Consider the following 23,506-nt stretch of genomic DNA (forward strand, 5'->3'; position numbering starts at 1 on the left):
CTTCGGCTGCACCCGGTCCCACAGCGATCAAGACAGCGCCGATCTGGTGTAGGAGTTCGCGAAGCGGACGAACCAGGGCAGCCGCTCCACTGCGGCGGTCTGTTCCCGGTCTCCGCCTTCGGCTGCACCCGGTCCCACAGCGATCAAGACAGCGCCGATCTGGTGTAGGAGTTCGCGAAGCGGACGAATCAGGGCAGCCGCTCCACTGCGGCGGTCTGTTCCCGGTCTCCGCCTTCGGCTGCACCCGGTCCCACAGCAACCAAGACTGGCGCTTACCTCATGTAGGCGGACGCAGCCGCTGTACCGCGCCGGCCTGTTCCTACAACGCTTCCAGCGTGTCCATCAGTACCTTCACCTTGATCAGCGACTCCTGATACTCGTCCTCGGCGCGGGAGTCCATGACCACGGCGCCTCCGCCCCAGCAGGCGATATGCTCGTTTTCAACGAGCAGGGTGCGGATGGCAATGGAGCTGTCCAGGTGGCCACGCACATCCAGGTACAGGAACGCGCCACAATAGATGGCGCGGCGGTGGGCTTCGAGCTCATCGATGATTTCCATGGCCCGGATCTTAGGGGCACCTGTTATGGACCCTCCAGGAAAGCTGCCAGCCAACAGGTCCAGCGCATCCTTGCCTGGAGCCAGGCGGCCCACCACGCTGCTGACCAAGTGGTGAACATTGGGGTAGGACTCCAGCACGAACAGCTCGGGCACCTGCACGCTGCCGGTGGCGCAGGTACGTCCCAGGTCATTGCGCAGCAGGTCCACGATCATCAGGTTTTCGGCTCGGTCCTTCTCGCTGGCCAGCAGCGCAGTGGCCTCTGCCGCATCTGCCTGAGGTTGTGCGCGGCGAGGGCGGGTGCCCTTGATAGGCCGGGTTTCTACAGCCCCATTGCGCACCTGCACGAAACGTTCAGGGGAGTGGCTGAGGAGGGTGGTACTGGCGTTGACCTGCATGAAAGCCGAATAGGGTGTGGGGCAGGCGCTGCGCAAAGCCTGGTAAGCCGCCCAAGGATCGCCCTCGCAGCGGCCGGCGAAGCGCCGCGTGAGGTTGACCTGATAGGTGTCGCCCGCACGGATGTAAGCCTGCACCTTGTCGAACGCTAGCTGGTAGGCGGGCTTGCCAAGTTCGTTGGCAAAGGGGGAGGTCATGTGAAACGGTTTGGCCAGGGAAGGCGACGGTGTTTCGAACAGTGCAGTCAGCCGCTGCCGTTCGCTAACAGGCAGCGTGGGGTGCAGCACCAGCCAGGTGCAATGTTGCACATGATCGCTGACCACAGCCCAGCCATAGAGCCCAAGCTGAGCATCGGGTAGCGTGAAGTCCTTGGGTGGCCCCTCGCCGAACTGCTCGAAACGGCGACCCAGGTCATAGGCCATAAAGCCGATAAGGCCGCCAGCGAAGGGCAGATCGCAGCCGTCTGGCAGGGTCGCACTGCCCAGCCGGGCAAGGGCAGCCCTCAACCGCTGAAAATAGGCACTACCTGTTTCTTGGGCGGTGGGTGCAAGGGTTTCCAGTGGCCAGGCGCTCAACAGGTCGAACCGGCCTCGTTCAGCGCCGGGCTTTGCGCTATCCAGCAGAACAGCGCCTGGCGCTTCTCTTAGGTACGCAAAGTAATAAGCCGGGTTGGCATGGTAAGGCAGAGGGTGCAGGCTGCAACTGGGCATGGGCAATCAGCGGTTAAGCAGGGGCGCCGATTGTAGAGCCTGGGCCCGCAGGCCTCCAGCCCTTCATGGTTTCACGTGCCCAAACGCTGCCTGGGCAAAGCGGGCACGGGCTTCTGGTGTTTCGCTGCGCTCCTCGGCGGCCAACGTGGCCAGATGAGCCTCGACCGCTGACGTGCGGTGCGCCAGGCCACAATCGTTGGCGATCTGGATGTTCAAGCCTGGGCGGGCGTTGAGTTCAAGAATCAGTGGCCCCTTGTGCTGGTCCAGCACCATGTCCACTCCGATATACCCCAGCCCACACAGCTCATAGCAGCTGGCTGCCAAGTTCATGAAGCCGTCCCAGTAGGGCAGTTGTACCCCTTGCACGTCGTTGGTGGTGTCTGGGTGCTTTCGAATGATGCTGTTGAGCCAGGTGCCCTGCAGGGTAATGCCTGTGGCCAGGTCCACGCCTACGCCGATGGCGCCCTGGTGCAGGTTCGCCTTGCCGTTGGACTGCCGTGTGGGAAGGCGAACCATGGCCATTACCGGGTAACCCATCAGCACGATGATGCGAATATCGGGTACACCTTCGTAGCTGATGCTTTTGAAGATAGGGTCTGGCGTGACTCGGTATTCGATCAGCGCACGATCACGGTGCCCGCCCAGGGAATACAGGCCGGTGAGGATGCTGGAGAGCTGGTATTCGATTTCCGAGCGGCTGACGATTTTGCCGGACACGGTGCGGAACCTGTCCTCGAAGCGATCACCGATCACCAGAATGCCGTCGCCCCCCGCACCCTGGGCTGGCTTGATGACGAAATCCGGGCGGTCCCCGACGATCTGGTCCAGCCGTTCGATCTCCTTCTCGGTGGAAATGACCCCATACAGTTCAGGTACCTGAATACCTGCCGCGATGGCCCGTTCCTTGGTGATGATCTTGTCATCCACAATAGGGTACAGGCGCCGGTTGTTGTACTTGAGCACGTAGTCGGCATTGCGCTGGTTGATGCCCATGATGCCCCGCGCATGCAGGGCTTTCCACGTTTTGAGGAGCCCCAGCATCAGGCGTCTGTCTCCTGGCCTTTCACGAAGGCCTTGAAGCGCAGCAGCTCGGTCAGGCGATAGCCCCGGTAGCGGCCCATGGCAAGCATGAAGGCTACCAGCACCAGCAGCACGGCTGGGAAGGTGAACACGAAGTAGGTCAGCTCCGGCACGGTCATCAACAGGTGTGCCAGGGACGCTGCCAGCAAGGTGCCCGCTGCCACTTTCATGGCATGGGTGCCGCCGCGTTCCTCCCAACTGATGGACAGCCGCTCGATGGTCATGGTGAGGATCACCATGGGGAACAGCGCTACCGACAGCCCGCGTTCCAGGCCCAGCTTGTGACTGAGCAGGCTGATGGCTGCGATCAGTACCACCACGAAGGTAAGGACCACGGACAGGCGCGGCAGCATTTGCAGCTTGAGGTGTTCCAGGTAGGAGCGCAGTGACAGCCCCAGGGCCGTGATCAGGGTGAACAGCACGATCCCGTAGCCCAGCTGGGTTTCCCGGAACGCCAGGGCAATCAGCACGGGGGTGAAGGTGCCTAGGGTCTGCAGGCCGATCAGGTTGCGCAGGATAAGAATGACCAGCACGCCGATGGGGATCATCACCATCACCATGAAGGTTTGCTGGGTTTGCAGCGGCAGCCCGTACAGGGAGTATTCGAGGAAGTCTGCGTCTGTGCTGGCATCGGTCAGCTTGGCCAGGCGAATGGCGTTCATTTCGCTGTTGTTGAGGGTGAAGGTGACGGCGATTTTCTTGCCGCCTTCGAGCGTGACCAGTGGCTCATCGCCGGTCCACCAGAGCAGACGGTCGGCAGGCATGCCCTGTTCGCCGGTCTCCGGGTTGAAGTACAGCCACTTGGTACCGTTGAAGCTACGCAGCCATAGCTCAGGCGTTTGCGGCTGGTCGGCTACCAGCCGCAGGGTATGGGCGCGCTCCATGGGCACATGGGCAATGGACAGCAGCAGGTCGATTACGCCGGCTTTGTGCTGCGGGGAAGGGTCCCCCGCCAGCAGCAGTTTCACGTTGTCGTCGGCCAGGTTGTTCACCCGGCGGATGGTTTCGCTGATGAAGGTTTCCACGTCCGCCGAATGCTGGCGAATGGGCGCCAGCAAGGCTTCGGCGGCAATCTTTTCAGGGCCTTCCAGCACCAGGCTGTCCCGGAAGATGGGACCCTTTACCTTGGCCTTGTTATCGCTGTAGCGCTTGGTCAGGACCAGCCGGTAATACAGGGTCTGGTTGCCCGAGACCCGCCGGGAAGACCAGGTGACCTTGCGGTTGTTGTCGATGCGGTTGACGCTTACGCCGTAATTGTTGGAGATGAAGCTTTCGTTCAGGCTCACGTAGTCGCTGGTGAGCGGCGGCACGAACATCTGCACTTTTACCGGCGCTTTGGGCGTGGGCATGAACTCGACCTTGGCATCGATGTTCCACAGGTCATCGGTTTCGTCCTCGGACACCGGAATGCCCAGCGCGAAGATCTGGTAGCCCGTGATACCGGCGCCCAGCAACAGCAGGATCAGGATAAGCAGCTTGAGGTGGAGGGTCAGGGAACGCATTCAGGCTACTCGGCGTTGGACGCTTGTGGGGCGCAGGCGGGCTTGCCGGCGGTGTATTTCAAGGCAGGGTCCACCAGCGCGTCGAACCGCACCAGGGCTTCGGAGCCTACCAGCAAGGGATACTGAAAGGCGCTGCGATCGGTGAGGTTGACGTCGATGCGGCGCAGTGCCTTGCCAATGCAGACATTCAAGGCGATGACCGGGCGCGCGGTGTAGTGTTTGCCACCCTCGGGGTCATAGTCCCCAGCACGGCGCTTGATGCGGCTCACGCGCTCCAGCGGGCGTTCGATAGGGTGCTGATGGGCATCGTCGATGGCCAGGTAGAACCGCACCCAGGATTCGCCCTTGCGCTTGAACCGCTTGATGTCACGGGCACTGAGCGAAGCGGTGATCGCCCCTGTGTCCAGTTTGGCAGCCACTTCCAGGTCGATTTCGTCCAGCCGGGCATATTCGTTCAAGCCGTAGGCCGTTTTTTCAGAGGCCAGGCTCAGGCCCGGGACCAGCAGCAAGCCGAGCAGGGAGGGGAATCTGGGTGTTCTCATGAGACCTGGGCAGTGGCGGGGCGAGGTAGAAGCGAACGCCCAGATAGCAACCTCTGGGGCGGTGCATTCTAGCACGATGCTTTCATGGCGCCAGTGAAGCTGGTCTGTGGGTTGATACCCATACTGTTACAGAGTTTTTATCATTGTCGACAATCCATTTGACACTGAGCGCTGTGTTGCTGATTATTTGGGTAATAGCAGGCAGGGTGTCGACAATATGCAGGTTGCTCAAGGTCTGGATAACAGGGCTGAGGTAGATTCTGAAACCATTGCCGAGTCAGTATTCAGGCGCATTCAGGCCGCCATCGTAAGGGGCGACATCGCGCCTGGCAGCAAAATCTCTGAGCCGGAGCTGGCCCGTACTTATGGCGTCAGCCGCGGGCCGCTGCGCGAAGCCATCCATCGGTTGGAAGGCCAGCGCCTGCTGGTGCGCATTCCCCATGTAGGCGCCCGGGTTGTGTCCCTGAGCCAGGCCGAGCTGATAGAACTGTATGACATTCGAGAGTCCCTGGAAGGCATGGCCTGCCGGCTGGCGGCAGCACGCATGACCGCTGCGGAGGTGGATGAGCTGCGCCGAGTGCTGGACACCCATGAGCGCGACGCCGGGTTTCAGGCCGGTGTGGGCTACTACCAGCAGGAGGGCGACTTCGACTTCCACTACCGCATCATCCAAGGCAGCGGTAACCGCACCCTGGCCCAGTTGCTGTGTGGCGAGCTGTACCAATTGGTGCGCATGTACCGTATCCGTTTCTCCACCACACCTAATCGCCCCCGCCAAGCATTTGCCGAACACCACCGCATCCTGGACGCCATCGCTGACCGGGACGGTGAGCTGGCCGAGCTTTTGATGCGCCGCCATATTGCCGGCTCCCGGCGCAATGTGGAGCAGCACATGGCCGGGAGCGTGCACGAACAAACACAACGAGGTGAGCCATGACCCAGCACAGTACCCCCGGCCAGCGTTTTCGCGACGCCTTGGCCAGTGAACACCCTCTGCAAGTGGTGGGTGCTATCAATGCCAACCATGCCTTGCTGGCACAGCGGGCCGGTTTCAAAGCCATTTACCTGTCTGGCGGTGGCGTAGCGGCAGGGTCCCTCGGGCTGCCGGACCTGGGCATCAGCAACCTGGATGACGTGCTCACGGATGTGCGCCGCATCACCGATGTCTGTGAATTGCCGCTGCTGGTGGACGTGGACACTGGCTTCGGGTCTTCGGCCTTCAACGTAGCCCGCACCGTGCGGACCATGATCAAGTTCGGTGCGGCCGCGTTGCACATCGAGGACCAGGTCGGGGCCAAGCGCTGTGGTCATCGCCCCAACAAGGAAATTGTGACCCTGGGCGAGATGGTGGACCGCATCAAGGCGGCCGTGGACGCCCGAGCCGACCCCAGTTTCGTGATCATGGCCCGCACCGACGCGCTGGCCGTTGAAGGGTTGAATGCCGCCCTGGACCGGGCCCAGGCCTGCGTGGAGGCGGGCGCCGACATGGTGTTCCCTGAAGCGATCACCGAGCTGGCCATGTACAAAACGTTCGCCAGCCGGGTGAACGCGCCCATTCTGGCCAACATCACCGAATTCGGCGCCACCCCTTTGTACACCACCGAGGAGCTGGGTGCGGTGGACGTCTCGCTGGTGCTGTACCCCCTGTCGGCGTTCCGAGCCATGAACAAAGCTGCCGAGAATGTGTACGCGGCCTTGCGCCGTGACGGTACCCAGAAAAACGTGGTGGACAGCATGCAGACGCGCATGGAGCTGTACGACGCCATCGGTTACCACGACTACGAACAGAAGCTGGATGCGCTGTTCGCGCACCAGCGCTGACAGGCGTAGCCGTTAATCCCCTAACAATTTCAAGAAGGATTCACGCAATGGCTGACGCAAAAGTATTGAGCGGTGCAGGGCTGAGGGGCCAGGTGGCAGGGCAGACGGCCTTGTCCACGGTGGGCCAGGCGGGCGCCGGGTTGACCTACCGGGGTTATGACGTAAAGGACCTGGCCGCCCAGGCCGGTTTCGAGGAAGTGGCCTACCTGCTGCTCGAAGGCGAGTTGCCGACCCAGGAACAGTTGAACACCTACCAGGCACGCCTGCGTAGCCAGCGCGACCTGCCCCAGGCCTTGAAAGACGTGCTGGAACGCATTCCGAGCAGCGCCCACCCTATGGACGTTATGCGCACCGGCGCCTCCATGCTGGGCAACCTGGAACCGGAAGGCAGCTTCGAGCACCAGCGCAAAGCGACCGAGCGCTTGCTGGCCGCGTTCCCGGCCATCCTGTGCTACTGGTACCACTTCAGCCATAACGGCCAGCGTATCGAGTGTGCCAGCGACGAGCCCACCCTAGGGGGGCATTTCCTGCACTTGCTGCATGGAAAAGCGCCTAGCGACCTGCACCGCAAAGTGATGGATGTGTCACTGATTCTCTACGCCGAGCACGAATTCAACGCCTCTACCTTTACCGCCCGGGTATGTGCCTCAACCCTGTCGGACCTGTATTCGTGTGTAGTGGCGGCCATCGGCTCGTTGCGCGGCCCGCTGCACGGCGGGGCCAACGAAGCAGCCATGGCCATGATCGAACAGTTTTCGTCCGCTGAAGAAGCGACCGCGGGCACGTTGGCCATGCTGGCGCGCAAGGACAAGATCATGGGCTTCGGCCACGCGATCTATAAGGACAGTGACCCGCGTAACGAGGTGATCAAGCAATGGTCGCGAACCCTGGCAGAGGCCGTGGGCGATACCGTGCTGTTCCCGGTGTCCGAAGCCATCGACAAGGTGATGTGGGACGAGAAAAAGCTGTTCCCCAACGCCGATTTCTACCATGCCTCGGCTTACCACTTCATGGGCATTCCTACCCCGTTGTTCACGCCTATCTTCGTGTGTTCACGGGTCACGGGCTGGGCTGCCCACGTGTTTGAGCAGCGTGCCAACAACCGCATCATACGCCCCAGTGCCGAGTACACGGGCGTCGAGCAGCGTGCCTTCATTCCCCTTGAACAGCGCTGAACTTCACTGTGACCGAGCCTGCCGCCATGAATACTGAGCATTGCCTACCTCTGCCAGGCACTGGCCTGATGTATTTCGACACCCGCGCTGCCGTGGATGCCATCCAGCCAGGCGCCTACGCGCGCCTGCCCTACACCTCGCGGGTATTTGCCGAAAACCTGGTGCGCCGCTGTGACCCGGCGACCTTGCGCGCCTCACTGGTGCAGTTGATCGAGCGCAAGCGTGACCTGGACTTTCCCTGGTTCCCGGCGCGGGTGGTGTGCCACGACATCTTGGGGCAGACCGCCCTGGTAGACCTGGCGGGGCTGCGCGACGCCATTGCCGAGCGGGGTGGCGACCCGGCCCAGGTGAACCCGGTCGTACCCACGCAACTGATCGTGGACCACTCCCTGGCTGTTGAATGCGGCGGCTACGACCCCGATGCATTTGCCAAGAACCGCGCCATCGAAGACCGTCGCAACGAAGATCGCTTCCATTTCATCGACTGGACCAAGCGTGCCTTCAAAAACGTGGACGTGATTCCACCGGGCAACGGTATTCTTCATCAGATCAACCTGGAGCGTATGTCGCCGGTGATTCAGGTGCGTGACGGTGTGGCGTTCCCGGACACCCTGGTGGGCACCGATTCTCACACCCCCATGGTGGACGCGCTGGGGGTAATCGCCATTGGCGTGGGTGGGTTGGAAGCGGAAAGTGTGATGCTGGGGCGGGCCTCCTGGATGCGCCTGCCGGAGATCGTCGGCGTAACGCTTACCGGCCAACCGGCCCCCGGCATCACGGCTACGGATATGGTGCTGTCGCTGACCGAGTTCCTCCGCCAGCAGAAGGTAGTAGGTGCTTACCTGGAGTTCAACGGGGAGGGGGCCAGCAGCCTTACGTTGGGCGATCGGGCCACCATCGCCAACATGGCCCCGGAATATGGCGCCACAGCGGCCATGTTCGCCATTGATGAACAAACTATTGCCTACCTGCGCCTGACTGGGCGTGAGGATGAGCAGGTCGGGTTGGTTGAAACCTACGCCAAGGTCGCAGGGCTATGGGCAGCAGACCTGGCAAACGTGCAGTATGAACGGGTGTTGAGCTTTGACCTGGGCACGGTGGTACGTACCCTGGCAGGCCCTTCGAACCCGCACCGGCGCCTGCCGGTCAGTGAGCTGGCGGCCCGAGGTGTGTCTGGCGTGGTCGAAAACGAACCGGGCAAGTTGCCGGACGGCGCAGTGATCATTGCGGCCATTACCAGCTGCACCAACACCAACAACCCTCGCAACATGGTGGCGGCAGGGTTGCTGGCCCGCAACGCCAATCGCCTGGGCCTGGCGCGCAAACCGTGGGTGAAAACCTCTCTGGCGCCGGGTTCCAAAACCGTGGCGCTGTACCTGGAAGAGGGGCAGTTGCTGCCGGAACTGGAGGCGCTGGGGTTTGGGGTGGTGGCCTTTGCCTGTACCACCTGCAACGGCATGTCCGGGGCGCTGGACCCGGCTATCCAGCAGGAAATCATCGATCGAGACCTGTATGCCACGGCAGTGCTGTCTGGCAACCGCAATTTCGACGGGCGCATTCACCCTTACGCGCGCCAGGCGTTTCTCGCCTCACCGCCCTTGGTGGTGGCCTATGCCATTGCTGGGACCATTCGCTTCGACATCGAGAAAGACGTGCTGGGCCTTGGCCCGGATGGCCAGGAAATACGCCTCAAAGACCTGTGGCCCAGCGACGAGGAAATCGACGCGGTGGTACAGGCTTCGGTCAAACCTGAACAGTTCCGCCGCGTGTACATTCCCATGTTTGCGGTGCAGCCGGGCAGCACCGAGCAGGTCAGCGCGCTCTACCCATGGCGGTCGCAAAGCACATACATTCGCCGCCCGCCGTACTGGGAGGGCGCATTGGCCGGCGCACGCAGCCTGACCGGCATGCGCCCGCTGGCCCTGCTGGGGGACAACATCACCACTGACCACCTGTCACCGTCCAATGCCATTCTGCTGGACTCGGCCGCTGGCGAGTACCTGGCCGCCATGGGCCTGCCCGAAGAAGACTTCAACTCCTACGCCACCCACCGCGGCGACCACCTCACCGCGCAGCGTGCAACCTTTGCCAACCCCAAGCTGTACAACGAAATGGTGCGCGACCTGGCCGGTGAAGTGAAGCAAGGCTCGTTGGCGCGCGTGGAGCCCGAGGGGCAGACGATGCGCATGTGGGAGGCCATTGAAACCTACCTGCAGCGCAAACAGCCGCTGATCATCGTGGCAGGTGCAGACTATGGCCAGGGCTCGTCGCGGGACTGGGCCGCCAAGGGTGTTCGCCTGGCTGGCGTGGAAGTGATCGTGGCCGAAGGGTTCGAGCGCATCCACCGTACCAACCTCATTGGCATGGGCGTGCTCCCGCTGGAGTTCCTGAACGGTACTACCCGCCTCACCTTGGGCCTGGATGGCACCGAAACCTACGACGTGACCGGTACCCGTACGCCCCGTGCGTTACTGCTGCTGGTGATTCACCGCCGTAACGGTGAGCGCGTGGAAGTGCCTGTGGTGTGCAGGTTGGACACGGCCGAAGAGGTCTCTATCTATGAGGCCGGTGGGGTGCTGCAACGGTTTGCCAACGATTTTCTCGATGCTACCACCGCGGCGGCCTGAGCCGCCTTTGCTGAGGATGTTCACATGGCTTACCCGGCGCAACTTCGAATCCCGGCCGTTTATATGCGCGGCGGCACCAGCAAGGGGGTGTTCTTCCGCCTGGAAGACTTGCCGCAGGCTGCTCAGGTACCAGGCCCTGAGCGCGACCAACTGTTATTGAGGGTGATCGGCAGCCCGGACCCGTACGGCAAGCACACTGACGGTATGGGCGGAGCCACCTCCAGTACCAGCAAGGTGGTTATCCTGTCGCCCAGCTGCCGGCCCGGCCATGACGTGGACTACCTGTTCGGGCAGGTCGCTATCGATGCGCCTTTTGTGGATTGGAGCGGCAACTGCGGCAACCTGTCGGCAGCCGTTGGGGCCTTTGCAATCAGTGGCGGCATGGTCGAAGCCGCGCGCATACCTAGGAACGGCACTGCTACGGTCCGGGTGTGGCAGGCCAATATCGGCAAGACCATCATCAGCCATGTGCCGATAACAGAGGGTGCGGTACAGGAAACCGGCGATTTCGAACTCGATGGCGTGACCTTTCCAGCCGCTGAGGTGCAACTAGAGTTCCTTGAGCCTGCGGACGACAGCGAAGGTGAGGGCGGCGCCATGTTCCCGACGGGCCGGCCAGTCGATGACCTGGAGGTGCCGGGTGTCGGTACGTTTCGGGCCACCTTGATCAATGCGGGCATTCCCACGATTTTTCTCAACGCCGCTGACCTGGGCTACACCGGCACCGAACTGCAAGGCGCAATCAACGAGAGCCCTGAGGCACTGGCGCGGTTTGAACGCATACGCACGGCAGGCGCTTTGCGAATGGGCTTGATCCAAGACGCCGCAGAGGCCGTCACACGCCAGCACACCCCCAAGGTGGCCTTTGTGGCCCCGCCTCAGGGCTACATCGCCAGCAGTGGCAAGCAGATAGCGGCCGAGGATGTGGATGTGCTGGTCCGGGCGATGTCCATGGGCAAATTGCACCATGCCATGATGGGCACCGCCGCTGTGGCCATTGCTACGGCGGCTGCGGTGCCAGGCACTCTGGTAAACCTGGCGGCAGGTGGGGGTGAGCGGCAATCCGTACGGTTCGGCCACCCCTCAGGCGTGCTACGGGTGGGTGCCGAGGCCCGGCAGGTGGACGGCCAATGGACCGTCACCCGTGCCCTGATGAGCCGCAGTGCGCGGGTGCTGATGGAAGGGTGGGTACGGGTGCCAGTGGCCTGAGCCCCCGTTCGCCCGCTATGCAGGCTCCCACAAGAACCTCATCAGGCGGGTGTTCTGTGGGAACCGGTGCCAGCCGGCGAATGGGTGCAGTGAGGCATGCCAGTGGCCTGAGCCCCCGTTCGCCCGCTCTGCAGGCTCCCACAAGAACCTCGTCAGGCGGGTGTTCTGTGGGAGCCGGTGCCAGCCGGCGAATAGGAACGGTGACACGTGCCAGTGGCCTGAGCCCCCGTTCGCCCGCTCTGCAGGCTCCCACAAGAACCTCGTCAGGCGGGTGTTCTGTGGGAGCCGGTGCCAGCCGGCGAATAGGAGCGGTGACACGTGCCAGTGGCCTGAGTCCCGGTTCGCCCGCTCTGCAGGCTCCCACAAGAACCTCGTCAGGCGGGTGTTCTGTGGGAGCCGGCGCCAGCCGGCGAATGGGAGCAGTGATGCATGCCAGTGGCCTGAGCCCCCGTTCGCCCGCTATGCAGGCTCCCACAAGAACCTCATCAGGCGGGTGTTCTGTGGGAGCGGGCGCCAGCCGGCGAATGGGTGCAGTGATGCATGCCAGTGGCCTGAGCCCCCGTTCGCCCGCTCTGCAGGCTCCCACAAGAACCTCGTCAGGCGGGTGTTCTGTGGGAGCGGGCGCCAGCCGGCGAATGGGTGCAGTGATGCATGCCAGTGGCCTGGGCCCCCGTTCGCCCGCTCTGCAGGCTCCCACAAGAACCTCGTCAGGCGGGTGTTCTGTGGGAGCCGGCGCCAGCCGGCGAATGGGTGCAGTGAGGCAAGTGCTTGATCCACTACTTGAACCGCCGCTCGACCCCCATCTCCACCAGGATCTTGGCGGAGATTTCCTCCACCGAGAAATGGGTGGAATTGATATGGGGGATGTTTTCCCGGCGGAACAGGTTCTCTACTTCACGCACTTCGAATTCGCACTGGGCAAAACTGGCGTAGCGGCTGTTGGCCTTGCGCTCGTGGCGGATGGCCGTGAGGCGGTCGGGGTCGATGGTCAGGCCGAACAGCTTGTGCCGGTGCGCTTTGAGGGCAGCGGGCAATTGCAGGCGCTCCATGTCGTCTTCAGTGAGCGGGTAGTTCGCTGCCCGAATGCCGAACTGCATGGCCATGTACAGGCACGTCGGTGTCTTGCCTGAGCGCGACACGCCCACCAATATCAGGTCCGCTTTGTCGTAATAATGCGTGCGAGCGCCATCGTCGTTGTCCAGGGCGAAGTTCACGGCCTCGATCCGGTCCATGTAATTGGCGTTGCCTGCAATGGAATGGGACTGGCCTACGGAGTAGGACGAATGTGAGCCAAGCTCCAGTTCCAGAGGGGAGAGGAACGTTGAAAAGATATCGATCATGAAGCCATTGGACGTTGCGAGAATTTCACGGATGTCCTGGTTCACAATCGTATCGAAGATGATAGGCCTTACGCCGTCACGGTCGGCTGCACCATTGATTTGCTGCACCATGGTGCGGGCCTTTTCGACGGTGTCGATATAAGGCCGAGTGAACTTGTTGAACGTAATGTTTTCAAATTGCGCGAGCAAACTCTGACCGAGGGTTTCGGCCGTGATGCCCGTGCCATCGGATATAAAAAAAGCTGATCGTTTCATGTGCGCCCCGGGCTTTAGGCTGTGGAAGGATCCTGAGATATCATAGGCCCGTTTCGCTGGCCGCCGAGTCTCGCATTCTCACGCATTTCAAAGGCTCGGGCCACTGGCCCCGGCGGGTACCTCGGAGGTATCCGATCCATCCCTTTTGCGGAGACACCACCTTGGTAGATTACGTAGTTTCCCTCGATAAGCTCGGCGTCCATGATGTGGAGCACGTAGGGGGCAAAAACGCATCCCTGGGCGAGATGATCAGTAACCTGGCCGGTGCCGGCGTGTCGGTGCCCGGTGGCTTCGCCACTACAGCCCAGGCCTACCGGGATTTCCTGGAGCAGAGTGGCCTGAACGATCAGATCCACGCGGCCCTTGACGCCTTGGACGTGGATGACGTCAACGCCCTGGCCCGCACTGGCGCGCAGATCCGCCAATGGGTGATGGACGCCGACTTCCCCGAGCAGCTCAATGCCGAAATTCGCGAACATTTTGCGCTGATGTCCCAAGGCAACCCGGACATCGCGGTGGCCGTGCGTTCATCGGCGACTGCCGAAGATCTGCCCGACGCTTCGTTTGCCGGCCAACAGGAAACCTTCCTCAACATTCGTGGCGTGGACAACGTGATCCGTGCCGCCAAGGAAGTGTTCGCCTCCTTGTTCAACGATCGCGCCATTGCCTATCGGGTACACCAAGGTTTCGATCACAAGCTGGTGGCCCTGTCGGCAGGTGTGCAGCGCATGGTTCGTTCCGAAACCGGCACGGCCGGGGTGATGTTTACCCTGGACACTGAATCAGGGTTCCGTGACGTGGTGTTCATTACCGGGGCCTACGGCTTGGGCGAAACCGTGGTGCAGGGGGCTGTCAACCCGGACGAGTTCTACGTGCACAAGGCCACGCTTGAGGCAGGCCGCCCGGCGATCCTGCGTCGGAACCTGGGCAGCAAGGCCATCAAGATGGTGTACGGCGAGGAAGCCAAGGCGGGCCGCTCCGTCAAGACGGTGGACGTGGACAAGGCCGAACGCGCACGCTTCTGCCTCACCGATGCTGAGGTCAATGAACTGGCCAAGCAAGCCATGATCATCGAGAAGCATTATGGCCGCCCCATGGACATCGAGTGGGCCAAGGACGGTGACGATGGCCAGTTGTACATCGTGCAGGCCCGCCCGGAAACCGTGAAAAGCCGCTCGGCCGGCAACGTGATGGAGCGCTACCTGCTCAAGGAAAAGGGCACGGTGCTGGCCGAAGGCCGCGCCATCGGCCAGCGTATCGGCGCCGGCAAGGTGCGCATCATTCGCGATGTGTCGGAAATGGACAAGGTGCAGGCCGGTGACGTGCTGGTGTCGGACATGACCGACCCGGACTGGGAGCCGGTGATGAAGCGCGCCAGCGCCATTGTGACCAACCGCGGCGGGCGCACCTGCCACGCCGCCATCATTGCGCGGGAGCTTGGCATTCCCGCAGTGGTGGGTTGTGGCAATGCCACACAGTTGCTGCAGGATGGCCAGGGCGTGACCGTGTCCTGCGCCGAGGGCGATACCGGCTATATCTTCGAAGGCGAGCTGGGCTTCGACATCAAGCAGAACTCGGTCGATGCCATGCCCGAGCTGCCGTTCAAGATCATGATGAACGTCGGTAACCCAGACCGAGCGTTCGACTTTGCCCAGTTGCCCAATGCCGGGGTCGGCCTGGCGCGGCTGGAATTCATCATCAACCGCATGATCGGCGTTCACCCTAAGGCGTTGTTGAACTACAGCGACCTGCCTACCGACATTAAGGACAGCGTCGACAAGCGTATTGCCGGCTATGGGGACCCGGTGGGTTTCTACGTTGAAAAGCTTGTGGAAGGCATCAGCACCCTGGCCGCTGCCTTCTACCCCAAGAAGGTGATCGTGCGCCTGTCGGACTTCAAGTCCAACGAGTACGCTAACCTCATTGGCGGCAAACTGTACGAGCCTGACGAAGAGAACCCGATGCTGGGCTTCCGCGGTGCTTCGCGCTACATCAGCGAATCCTTCCGGGACTGCTTCGAGCTGGAATGCCGGGCGTTGAAGCGCGTGCGTGAACAGATGGGCCTGGACAACGTTGAGATCATGGTGCCGTTCGTGCGCACCTTGGGCGAAGCCAGCCAGGTGGTAGACCTGCTGGCCAGCAACGGCCTAAAGCGTGGCGAAAACGGGCTGCGCGTGATCATGATGTGCGAGCTGCCGTCCAATGCCATTCTGGCCGAGGAGTTTCTGGAATACTTCGACGGCTTCTCTATCGGCTCCAACGACCTTACCCAGCTTACCTTGGGCCTGGACCGTGACTCCGGCATCATCGCCCACCTGTTCGATGAGCGTAACCCGGCTGTGAAGAAGCTGCTGGCCAATGCCATTCAGGCTTGTAACAAGGCTGGCAAGTACATCGGCATTTGCGGCCAGGGCCCCTCCGACCACCCAGACCTGGCCAAATGGCTGATGGAGCAGGGCATTGAAAGCGTGTCCCTGAACCCGGATTCGGTGCTCGAAACCTGGTTCTTCCTGGCAGAAGGTCAGGCCTGAGAGGATACCGCTCGGCAGTGCCTCTCAGATATTCTGTAGGTGCCCGGCCGTGCCTGCGCAGGCACGGCCGCTTACCGTTGTCTCAAGCGCTGAGATGTATTCCCTCCTTCTACAGTTGTGAACCATGCAAAGCAGCAGCCGTTTATTCCCAGTCGCCTTGCTCCGTGCGGAGCGATGCGGCGACCTCAGTGAAGACGTTTACCGCATCAAGGCTGGCAACAGCCCCGACCCTTCCGTAGAGCTGGCCATTACCCGGCTGGGCCTGGCGGACCCTAACGGCCAGGGGCGTGGCGTGCCGGTCATTCTGTTGCATGGCAGCTTTTCCAACCGGCGGTTCTGGTATTCCCCCAAGGGGATCGGGCTTGGCGCTTCTTTGGCGCGTGCCGGGTTTGACGTATGGATTCCCGAAATGCGAGGCCATGGCCTGTCGCCCCGCAACCTCAACTATCGCCATAACGGCGTGGCTGATTACGCCCGCCATGACCTGCCGGTGATCAACGCCTTTGTGGCCGAGCTTAGCGACCAGCGGCCGTTCTGGCTGGGCCACTCCCTGGGCGGTATCACGCTGGCGGCTGCGTTGGGCGAAGGTACCCTCACTGCCGCAGACGTAGCGGGCGTAGGGTTGTTCGGTAGCCAGGTCAGCCGAGCCGCCTGGCCGCTACGGGTGGCCCCGCTCAACTGGCTCTTTCGCGTGCTGCTGCGCGGGTTCGACCATGTGTCCGGGCCCCGGCTCAAGCGTGGGCCCGAAGATGAACCGGCGGGTGTCGCCATGGAACTGCTTCGCTGGTACGGGCTGCGGCGCCGAGCCGGCCGAGGCGGGGCAGACTGGCGCGAAGGGCTTGCCAGCGTTCACGTGCCACTGCTGGTGGTCGCCGGCGCGGGCGATCACCAGGACCCGGCCTGGGCCTGCGAACAATTGTTCGAGCGCTTCGGCGGAGGTGGTCAGTTTCTGGTGCTGGGCCGTGCTCAGGGGTTCACCCAGGACTTCGGCCACGTAGACATGCTAGTGAGCAAGGCGGCCCAGGCCGAAGTATGGCCCTTGGTACAGCGCTGGTTGGCCGCCCCGTCGCGCGGGCTGCCTCAGGCCAGCGTGCCAGATGAGATGGCAACGGCCGAGGTGGCGGCTAAGCTGTGATCAACCCGGCAATGAGGTGGTGTTGTGTTCGTGACCTTGGAACGGCTGATCAACCTGGATGAAGGCTACAAACGAGCCTTTGCAGTGTCTGGCAAACAACTGCTGCTGATCGTTGATCAGGGGCAGCACCTCTTGTTCGAAAACCGCTGCCCGCACCAAGGTGCGCCCTTGCATGACGGCACCTTGGCCAACGGCATGCTGCGCTGTCGCCGTCATGGCATCGAGTTCGACGTCCACAGTGGCCGGCCTCGGCTAGGGCAATGCGGTGTGCTGTTTCGCTGGCCGGTGGTGTATGAGGGGGATCGCCTCGGTATAGACCTCTAGCCATCGCTTCGATCAACAACACAGGAGTTCAACCATGCACTACCTTACCCCTGATCTGTGTGACGCCTACCCCGAACATGTCCAGGTGCTTGAGCCGATGTTCAGCAATTTCGGTGGTCGGGATTCTTTTGGTGGCGAAATCGTGACCGTCAAATGCCATGAGGACAATTCCCAGGTCCGGGCCCAGGTGGACATCGATGGCAAAGGCAAGGTGCTGGTTGTGGATGGGGGTGGTTCGCTGCGTTGCGCGCTGCTCGGCGACATGCTGGCGCAAAAGGCGGTTCACAATGGCTGGGAAGGTATCTTGATCTACGGCTGCATCCGCGATGTGGATGTGATCGCGCAGTTGGACATCGGCGTGCAGGCCTTGGCGACCCATCCCATGAAAACCGACAAGCGTGGCGTTGGCGATCACAACATCCCGGTCAAGTTCGCCGGTGTTACGTTGCGCCCTGGCAGCTACCTGTATGCTGACAACAATGGCGTGATCATATCCCCCGTGCCCTTGAGCATGCCCCAGTAACCCCCCAGGAAGTGCGATCACCGATGGTAGAACAAGACAACGCCGCAGGGTTGGTGCATGCGCGCGTACTCGATGGCCAGGGTGGCGCGCGCGTCATTACTCAGGCGGAGCTGGCGGGCCTGCAACTTGGCGAACATGAAAGCCTATGGCTGCACTGGGACCGCAGCCATGCCCAAACCCAGGCGTGGCTGCGCGAACGAAGCGGGCTGAACGACTTCGCCTGTGACCTGTTGCTGGAGGAAAATACCCGCCCTCGGCTGGTGCCCTTGCCCGAGTCTCAATTCCTGCTGTTTCTGCGGGGCATTAATCTGAATCCCGGCGCGCAGCCTGAAGACATGGTGTCAGTCAGGATTTTCGCTGAAGAGCGCCGGGTGATTTCATTAAGGCTCAGGTCCTTGCGGGCCACTGAGGACCTGGTCGCTCGGTTGGCGGCAGGTACAGGGCCGAAGAATGCTGCAGACCTGGTCCTGTACCTGGCCGAACGCCTGACCGACCGTATCCAAGCGGTGATCGACCAGCTCACGGATACCCTTGATACCGAAGAAGAGCGGGTAGACGCGGAAGAAGGGTATGCACCCGAGCATGCCAGCTTGCTGCACCTGCGTCGGCGCACCGCCGGCCTCAGGCGGTTTCTGGCACCCCAACGTGACCTGTTTGCCTTGCTAGCGCGCAACGGCCCTGGATGGTTCGCGGGGGAGGACAGCGGTTACTGGAATGAGTTGAACAACAGCCTCATTCGCTACCTGGAGGAGTTGGAGCTCAACCGTGAACGCGTGGCATTGCTGCTCGAAGCCGAAGAGCGTCAGTTGGACGAACGGATGAACCGCACCATGTACCGCTTTGGTGTGGTAACCGGGATTTTTCTGCCTATCACCTTTATTACCGGCTTGCTGGGCATGAACGTCGGCGGGCTGCCTGGCGCTGACAACCCTGAGGGTTTCTTCATTACCTGTGGCATCACCCTGGCGGTGGCGGTGGGGCAATGGTTGCTGTATCGGCGCCTTCGCTGGGTATGAGGTTTTGTGCAAAGGATGTGACCCGGCCTGAGAGCGGTGCGTCTTTGAGTCACATTCGTGAGGTAATGCATGCACGATCCATTTGAACAGTCCTTGAAGGACATGCTGAACGCTGCGCCCGAAGGCCGTGACGACGATGCCTGTCTTGGCCGGGTGCTCAAGACCGCCAACCGTCAGGTAGGCGCTCAGGACCTGTTCGGGCTGATCGGGCGCTGCTTCCAGGCCGGTGCGCTCGCCTTAAGCCAGGGTGCGCCGCATGTCACGCCTGTTTCCCGCCGTACCCGTACCGCGCACTGCGCGGATAAGGCTGATTGAACATGGAACTCGACCTCTGGACCCAAAGCCTGGTCACTGCAATGACCGCCCTGTGGACCAAAGTCGCTGGCTTCATTCCCAACCTCTTCGGCGCCTTGGTGGTGATCCTGTTGGGGTTTGTGGTCGCCAAGCTGCTCGATGCGCTGTTGTCGCGCGTACTGGCAAAGGTAGGCCTGGACCGCTTGATGGCAGGCACAGGCCTTACCAAATTGATGAGCCGTGCCGGCGTGCGCGTTCCCATCTCTACGGTGGTAGGGAAAATCGTCTACTGGTTCGTGTTGCTGATTTTCCTGGTATCGGCGGCCGAATCCCTAGGCTTGCAGCGGGTATCGGCCACGCTGGATGTTCTTGCGCTTTACCTGCCCAAGGTATTCGGGGCAGTGCTGGTGCTGCTGGTAGGTGTGTTGCTGGCCCAGTTGGTGAACGGCATCGTGCGCAGTGCTGCAGAAGGGGTAGGCATCGACTACGCCGGTGGCCTTGGGCGGGTGTCCCAATGGTTGGTCATTATCATCAGTATTTCCGTGGCCATCAGCCAACTGGAGATCAAGACCGACCTGCTCAACCATGTCATTGTGATCGCGCTCATAACCGTTGGTCTGGCCGTGGCCCTGGCCATGGGCCTGGGAAGCCGTGACATTGCCGGGCAGATCCTGGCGGGCATTTATGTACGTGAGTTGTATCAGGTAGGCCAGCAGGTGCGTGTTGGCGACCTTGAAGGCCATATTGAAGAAATTGGTACCGTGAAAACAACGGTTGTCACGGAGGAAGGTGAGTGGGTGTCGGTGTCGAACCGGGTGCTGCTCGCGGAGCAGGTCAGTAGCCGCTAGGCGTGCATATTCTGCTAGTATGCCCGCCGCGAAAAATTGCCGGCCCCTGTGGGCCGAGCGGTGCATCTGACCTGACCTGCGGCCTGAACCGTTTTGATTAAAGTGCCAACGCCCGCCGTGCGATACGACCCACTAGCACTTTCCGATGAAGAGCTGGTAGCCCGTTCGCATGAAGAGCTATTCCATGTGACACGTGCCTACGAGGAATTGATGCGCCGTTACCAGCGGACGCTGTTCAACGTATGCTCGCGTTACCTTGGGAACGATCGAGACGCTGACGATGTCTGTCAGGAAGTGATGCTGAAGGTGCTGTATGGCCTAAAGAATTTCGAAGGTAAGTCGAAATTCAAAACGTGGCTTTACAGCATCACTTATAACGAATGCATCACGCAGTATCGGAAGGAGAGGCGCAAGCGCAGGCTAATGGATGCCTTGAGCCTCGATCCGGTGGAAGAAGCCTCGGAGGAGAAATCCCCGAAGCCTGAGGAGCGTGGCGGTCTTGACCGTTGGCTAGTGCACGTGAACCCGATTGATCGGGAAATCCTGGTGCTGCGTTTTGTCGCAGAGCTGGAATTCCAGGAAATCGCAGACATCATGCACATGGGTCTGAGCGCGACGAAAATGCGGTACAAACGCGCGCTCGACAAGCTGCGCGAGAAATTCGCCAACGTTATGGAAACTTAACGGAACGCGGTTCTCTCTAACTGGCGTGCAAGTTCTGCTAGAATTGCCGCCAAGTTGTCCCACGCAGTCCTGGTGGGATCACTTAACAATCACCAGATGGGGATTTAACGGATGAAACTGAAAAACACCTTGGGCCTGGCCATTGGCTCTCTTGTTGCCGCAACCTCTTTCGGCGTACTGGCACAGGGCCAAGGCGCTGTCGAGGGTGAGCTGTTCACCAAGAAGTACTACACCGACAGTTCGCGTGACCTGGACGATGCCAACCTGTACGGCGGCTCGATCGGTTACTTCCTGACCGACGACGTTGAGCTGCGCCTTGGCTACGACGGCATCCACAACATTCGGTCGAACAACGGCACCGATAACCAGAAAATCCACGGTGGCAACGCTGCCCTGGACGCCGTGTACCACTTCGGTACCCCAGGTGTAGGCCTGCGTCCGTATCTCTCCGCTGGCTTCTCCCAGCAGAGCATCAGCAACGTCGAAGCCAAAGGCCACAAAGGTCGTGACCACTCCACCTTCTTCAACGCTGGTGGCGGCGCCAAGTACTACTTCACTGAAAACATCTATGCACGTGCTGGCGTTGAAGCCATGTACAACATCGACCGTGGCGAGACCGAGTGGGCTCCAAGCGTAGGTGTGGGCGTGAACTTCGGTGGCGGCGCCAAGCAGCAGGAAGAAGTAGCTGCCGCTCCTGCTCCAGTTGCTGAAGTGTGCTCCGACTCGGACAACGACGGCGTTTGCGACAACGTCGACAAGTGCCCGAACACCCCTGCCAACACCGCTGTTGACGCTGATGGCTGCCCAGCCGTTGCTGAAACCGTACGTGTTGAGCTGGACGTGAAATTCGACTTCAACAAGTCGGTCGTCAAGCCTAACAGCTATGCCGACATCAAGAACTTGGCCGACTTCATGAAGCAGTACCCGGCTACCACCACCACCGTTGAAGGTCATACCGACTCCGTTGGTACCGACGCTTACAACCAGAAGCTGTCCGAGAAGCGCGCTGCCGCTGTTCGTAACGTTCTGGTTAACCAGTACGGTGTTGAAGGTGGTCGTGTGAACTCTGTCGGCTACGGCGAAAGCCGCCCAGTTGCTGACAACGCCACTGACGCTGGCCGCGCGATCAACCGTCGCGTAGAAGCTGAAGTAGAAGCTCAAGCCAAGTAATTGCGCTGAGTTTCAGAAAAAGCCCGGGCATTGCCCGGGCTTTTTTGTGGGCAGGGGTTAGGTGAACCATCAGGTTGAGCCTGGCCTGTAACGAATCTACCACCAGTGCCGACAAAACCGGTTTCGGCCTATATACTGCCGGCTGTTTTTTGACCATGCCGAGCACGCCGACCATGTACGACCTGGCCCGCCAACTGCTGTTCAAGCTGTCCGCCGAAACCTCCCATGATCTGTCGCTGGACCTCATCGGTGCCGGTGGCCGGCTGGGCCTTAACCGGCGTTTGGTAAAGGCCCCCGCACCTCTGCCGGTCAAGGTACTAGGCCTTGAGTTCGAAAACCCAGTAGGGTTGGCGGCAGGCCTGGACAAGAACGGCGCGGCCATCGACGGTTTTGCGCAGCTGGGTTTCGGGTTTGTGGAAATTGGCACAGTTACACCACGCCCTCAGCCAGGCAATCCACGCCCGCGGCTGTTCCGCCTGCCAGAAGCCACTGCGATCATCAACCGCATGGGCTTCAATAACCTGGGTGTCGACCACCTGGTTGCTCAGGTAAAAGCAGCCCGATACACAGGGGTGCTAGGCATCAATATCGGCAAGAACTTCGACACACCCGTGGAGCGCGCTCACGAGGACTACCTGCTGTGCTTGAACAAGGTTCATGAGCACGCCAGCTACGTGACGGTTAACGTGAGCTCGCCCAATACTCCGGGGCTGCGCAGCCTGCAGTTCGGTGACTCCCTCAAAACCCTGCTCGATGCCTTGGCAAGCCGTCGTGAAGCCTTGGCCCTGAGCAGCGGGCGACGCGTGCCGCTGGCTATCAAGATCGCGCCCGACATGACCGATGAGGAAACCCTTCAGGTAGCGGCTGCCCTACGCGCTACAGGCATGGACGCTGTGATCGCTACCAACACCACACTGTCCCGTGAAGGGGTAGAGGGGCTGCAGCATGGTGAGGAAGCCGGTGGGCTATCAGGTGCCCCGGTGCGTGCAAAGAGTACGCACACCGTGCGGCTGTTGGCAGGGGCACTGAAAGGCGAGGTTCCGATCATCGCAGCAGGCGGCATTACAGAAGGCGCTCATGCGGCTGAAAAAATCCAAGCCGGGGCCAGCCTTGTGCAGGTGTATTCAGGGTTCATCTACCGAGGGCCGGCGCTGATCCGGGAGTCAGTGGATGCCATTGCGGCACTGCCGGGCTGGGTCCGTTCAGCAAAGTGAAGGGAGAGGGGCAGGGGCGACCACGCCTGTGGTGCCCCTGCAGGTCCATTCACTAAAATGGAATGGGCTAGCGCCTGGATAAGGCGCAGTGAAACAGAGGAAACTGTCGGGTGTCAGCCGACCGCGTGAAGTTCGTTGAGCCTATGGAGCCCGGCCGTACCGGTCATGCCATCCCAGTTGTCACCACGGCCCTCGCGCCAGCCATTGATCCACGCTTGCCGGACCGAAGGTAGGGTGAAGGGGCACAGCTCTCGGGATTTGCCACTGAGGCCGTTCTGATAGCCGCGAAGAAATGCTCGTTCCAACGGATCACGCTTGAGTCTTCTCATAGGGTGTAGCCCTCGTTTGTTGACTGATGTCCCGTCGGCCACTGTGGGCCGGGCAGTCATCGACTGCCGGTGATAAAGGCCTGCTGCCGGCGTCGCAGGCTTGAAAGGCCTTACCCTTGCGGTAAGGCCTGGCTTCATTTCTAAACAACCTTGAAGGCAGAGGGAATGAACGTTTTGTAATAAGATATTCACCTTTAGTGCCTTCAGACATAAGGCCGTAACAA

The 23,506-nt window shown here is 61.2% G+C and carries 21 protein-coding genes; 15 read left to right on the forward strand and 6 right to left on the reverse strand.

Annotation, left to right across the window (positions count from 1 at the left end; genetic code table 11):
* Positions 1-319 precede the first annotated feature (319 nt).
* From pabB to rloA, 4 genes are all read right to left on the reverse strand, one after another.
* Positions 320-1,663 carry an aminodeoxychorismate synthase component I gene (gene pabB, locus HBH25_RS12195; protein WP_168084181.1) on the reverse strand — a complete coding sequence of 448 codons (1,344 nt, stop codon included), beginning with the start codon at positions 1,661-1,663 and terminating at the stop codon, positions 320-322.
* Positions 1,664-1,726: 63 nt separating this feature from the next.
* Positions 1,727-2,701 (reverse strand): alpha-L-glutamate ligase-like protein, encoded by a 975-nt coding sequence (locus tag HBH25_RS12200; RefSeq protein ID WP_168084325.1) that lies wholly within the window; start codon positions 2,699-2,701, stop codon positions 1,727-1,729.
* 2 nt (positions 2,702-2,703) lie between these two features.
* A complete protein-coding gene (gene rloB / locus HBH25_RS12205; protein WP_168084182.1) occupies positions 2,704-4,245 on the reverse strand; it encodes an osmotic stress tolerance membrane protein RloB in 1,542 nt (513 codons plus the stop codon).
* A 5-nt stretch (positions 4,246-4,250) separates the two neighbouring features.
* Positions 4,251-4,787: a retropepsin-like aspartic peptidase RloA gene (gene rloA, locus HBH25_RS12210; RefSeq protein WP_168084183.1), complete on the reverse strand. Its 537-nt coding sequence runs from the start codon at positions 4,785-4,787 to the stop codon at positions 4,251-4,253.
* 217 nt (positions 4,788-5,004) lie between these two features.
* On the opposite strand from rloA, the gene HBH25_RS12215 reads away from it, so the two are divergent.
* Genes HBH25_RS12215 through prpF form a run of 5 tightly spaced genes read left to right on the forward strand, consistent with a single transcriptional unit; the run spans position 5,005 to position 11,619 of the window.
* Positions 5,005-5,724, forward strand: a complete 720-nt coding sequence (locus tag HBH25_RS12215; RefSeq protein ID WP_168084184.1) for a GntR family transcriptional regulator — start codon at positions 5,005-5,007, stop codon at positions 5,722-5,724.
* Complete coding sequence (prpB, locus tag HBH25_RS12220; protein WP_168084185.1) at positions 5,721-6,608, forward strand: methylisocitrate lyase; 888 nt, start codon at positions 5,721-5,723, stop codon at positions 6,606-6,608. Before HBH25_RS12215 ends, prpB begins: the two co-directional genes overlap by 4 nt.
* A gap of 47 nt (positions 6,609-6,655) precedes the next feature.
* On the forward strand, positions 6,656-7,783 hold the full coding sequence (gene prpC / locus HBH25_RS12225; RefSeq protein WP_168084186.1) for a bifunctional 2-methylcitrate synthase/citrate synthase: 1,128 nt from the start codon (positions 6,656-6,658) through the stop codon (positions 7,781-7,783).
* Positions 7,784-7,809: 26 nt separating this feature from the next.
* Positions 7,810-10,410 carry a Fe/S-dependent 2-methylisocitrate dehydratase AcnD gene (gene acnD, locus HBH25_RS12230; protein ID WP_168084187.1) on the forward strand — a complete coding sequence of 867 codons (2,601 nt, stop codon included), beginning with the start codon at positions 7,810-7,812 and terminating at the stop codon, positions 10,408-10,410.
* A 24-nt stretch (positions 10,411-10,434) separates the two neighbouring features.
* A complete protein-coding gene (gene prpF, locus HBH25_RS12235; protein ID WP_168084188.1) occupies positions 10,435-11,619 on the forward strand; it encodes a 2-methylaconitate cis-trans isomerase PrpF in 1,185 nt (394 codons plus the stop codon).
* A gap of 776 nt (positions 11,620-12,395) precedes the next feature.
* On the opposite strand, the gene ppsR is transcribed toward prpF, so the two are convergent.
* Positions 12,396-13,214: a posphoenolpyruvate synthetase regulatory kinase/phosphorylase PpsR gene (ppsR, locus tag HBH25_RS12240; protein WP_168084189.1), complete on the reverse strand. Its 819-nt coding sequence runs from the start codon at positions 13,212-13,214 to the stop codon at positions 12,396-12,398.
* Positions 13,215-13,375: 161 nt separating this feature from the next.
* Here ppsR and ppsA point away from each other — a divergent pair, with 161 nt between their 5' ends.
* The 10 genes from ppsA (at position 13,376) to HBH25_RS12290 (ending at position 22,953) form a co-directional block, all read left to right on the forward strand.
* Positions 13,376-15,745 (forward strand): phosphoenolpyruvate synthase, encoded by a 2,370-nt coding sequence (gene ppsA, locus HBH25_RS12245; RefSeq protein WP_168084190.1) that lies wholly within the window; start codon positions 13,376-13,378, stop codon positions 15,743-15,745.
* 124 nt (positions 15,746-15,869) lie between these two features.
* Positions 15,870-16,880: an alpha/beta fold hydrolase gene (locus tag HBH25_RS12250; protein ID WP_168084191.1), complete on the forward strand. Its 1,011-nt coding sequence runs from the start codon at positions 15,870-15,872 to the stop codon at positions 16,878-16,880.
* A 24-nt stretch (positions 16,881-16,904) separates the two neighbouring features.
* Positions 16,905-17,204 carry a Rieske (2Fe-2S) protein gene (locus tag HBH25_RS12255; protein WP_168084192.1) on the forward strand — a complete coding sequence of 100 codons (300 nt, stop codon included), beginning with the start codon at positions 16,905-16,907 and terminating at the stop codon, positions 17,202-17,204.
* A 34-nt stretch (positions 17,205-17,238) separates the two neighbouring features.
* Positions 17,239-17,727 carry a ribonuclease E activity regulator RraA gene (gene rraA, locus HBH25_RS12260; RefSeq protein ID WP_168084193.1) on the forward strand — a complete coding sequence of 163 codons (489 nt, stop codon included), beginning with the start codon at positions 17,239-17,241 and terminating at the stop codon, positions 17,725-17,727.
* Positions 17,728-17,750: 23 nt separating this feature from the next.
* On the forward strand, positions 17,751-18,743 hold the full coding sequence (locus tag HBH25_RS12265; RefSeq protein WP_168084194.1) for a zinc transporter ZntB: 993 nt from the start codon (positions 17,751-17,753) through the stop codon (positions 18,741-18,743).
* Positions 18,744-18,812: 69 nt separating this feature from the next.
* The gene (locus tag HBH25_RS12270; protein WP_168084195.1) at positions 18,813-19,058 is read left to right on the forward strand and encodes a CrfX protein; all 246 of its coding nucleotides are present in this window, start codon (positions 18,813-18,815) and stop codon (positions 19,056-19,058) included.
* Between the two features lie 2 nt (positions 19,059-19,060).
* Positions 19,061-19,885 carry a mechanosensitive ion channel family protein gene (locus HBH25_RS12275; RefSeq protein ID WP_168084196.1) on the forward strand — a complete coding sequence of 275 codons (825 nt, stop codon included), beginning with the start codon at positions 19,061-19,063 and terminating at the stop codon, positions 19,883-19,885.
* Positions 19,886-20,002: 117 nt separating this feature from the next.
* Entirely contained in the window at positions 20,003-20,569 is a 567-nt protein-coding gene (gene sigX, locus HBH25_RS12280) for an RNA polymerase sigma factor SigX (protein ID WP_168084326.1), read from the forward strand.
* Positions 20,570-20,680: 111 nt separating this feature from the next.
* On the forward strand, positions 20,681-21,739 hold the full coding sequence (locus HBH25_RS12285; RefSeq protein ID WP_168084197.1) for an OmpA family protein: 1,059 nt from the start codon (positions 20,681-20,683) through the stop codon (positions 21,737-21,739).
* A 173-nt stretch (positions 21,740-21,912) separates the two neighbouring features.
* A complete protein-coding gene (locus HBH25_RS12290; RefSeq protein WP_168084198.1) occupies positions 21,913-22,953 on the forward strand; it encodes a quinone-dependent dihydroorotate dehydrogenase in 1,041 nt (346 codons plus the stop codon).
* A gap of 113 nt (positions 22,954-23,066) precedes the next feature.
* On the opposite strand, the gene rmf is transcribed toward HBH25_RS12290, so the two are convergent.
* The gene (gene rmf, locus HBH25_RS12295; RefSeq protein WP_168084199.1) at positions 23,067-23,282 is read right to left on the reverse strand and encodes a ribosome modulation factor; all 216 of its coding nucleotides are present in this window, start codon (positions 23,280-23,282) and stop codon (positions 23,067-23,069) included.
* Between the last annotated feature and the right edge of the window lie 224 nt (positions 23,283-23,506).

Source organism: Pseudomonas quercus (assembly GCF_012033695.1).
Classification (GTDB): Bacteria; Pseudomonadota; Gammaproteobacteria; order Pseudomonadales; family Pseudomonadaceae; genus Aquipseudomonas; species Aquipseudomonas quercus.